Below are 1,001 nucleotides of genomic sequence, written 5' to 3'. Positions count from 1 at the left end.
TGGACATCGGCCCAGCCGGCGGTCCGGCCCAGCGTGTATACCTGCTCGACCACGCCGGCGGTGTCGGCCACCGGCGTCGAATTGGCCATCGCGTGCACGGCCGTGAAGCCGCCCAGGGCCGCGGCCCGGGTGCCGGTCTCCACCGTCTCCGCGTCCTCGCGGCCCGGCTCGCGCAGGTGTGTGTGCAGGTCCACCATGCCCGGCAGCGCGATCAGCCCGTCGGCATCGATGTCGACGGCGCCGGCCGCGCTCAGGCCGGTGCCCGCCTCCGCGATTCTCCCGCCGCGGAGCAGCAGGTCGGCACGCTCGCCGCCGGTCAGCGAAGCCCCGCGGATCAGGTAGGTGGTTTCGCTGGACTCGGTCACTTGGCCTCCTGGGTGGCGGTGGGAGCGGGGGCGGCGGATTCGGTGCCGCCGGAGAGCAACAGGTAGAGCGCGGCCATCCGCACGGCAACCCCGTTGCGTACCTGGTCCAGCACGGTGGACCGCGGCGAGTCGGCGGCCGCCGAGGAAATTTCCAGCCCGCGGTTCATCGGGCCGGGGTGCATGATGATGGTGCCGGCGCGGCCGGAGGCGTCCAGCGCCGCCAGGCGGCGGTCGTCGAACCCCCAGCGGCGCGAATACTCCTGCGTGGACGGGAAGTAGGCGGCGTTCATCCGCTCCCCCTGCACGCGCAGCATCATGACGGCGTCGGTGCCCTCGGCCAGCGTGGCGTCCAGGTCGTAGCTGATCGTGCACGGCCACTGGCGGCTGCCCACCGGCAGCAGCGTCGGCGGGGCGACCATGGTGACCTCGGCGCCGAGGGTGCGCAGCAGCCACAGGTTGGAGCGGGCCACGCGGGAGTGCAGGATGTCCCCGACGATGGCCACCTTCATGCCAGCGAGGTCGCTCCCGGCCGAGGCCGTGCCCGTGAGCCTGGCCCAGGTGCGCCGCAGCGTGAACGCGTCCAGCAGCGCCTGGGTGGGGTGTTCGTGGGTGCCGTCGCCGGCGTTCACCACGGCG

2 protein-coding genes are annotated in these 1,001 nt (G+C 73.4%); both read right to left on the bottom strand.

Going from position 1 to position 1,001, the window contains the following annotated elements; all coding sequences use genetic code 11:
* Positions 1-365 (bottom strand): amidohydrolase family protein (locus AC5RUJ_RS17135; RefSeq protein ID WP_494156352.1); only part of this gene is annotated, 365 nt, incomplete at its 3' end.
* Positions 362-1,001: aspartate/ornithine carbamoyltransferase family protein (locus tag AC5RUJ_RS17130; RefSeq protein WP_494156351.1), on the bottom strand; the 640-nt coding region annotated here is incomplete at its 5' end. The genes AC5RUJ_RS17135 and AC5RUJ_RS17130, both read right to left, overlap by 4 nt.

The organism is Arthrobacter sp. Y3223164 (assembly GCF_059091005.1).
Note: the sequence above shows the minus strand (reverse complement) of the source record. Positions and strands in the feature narration are given on the sequence as shown.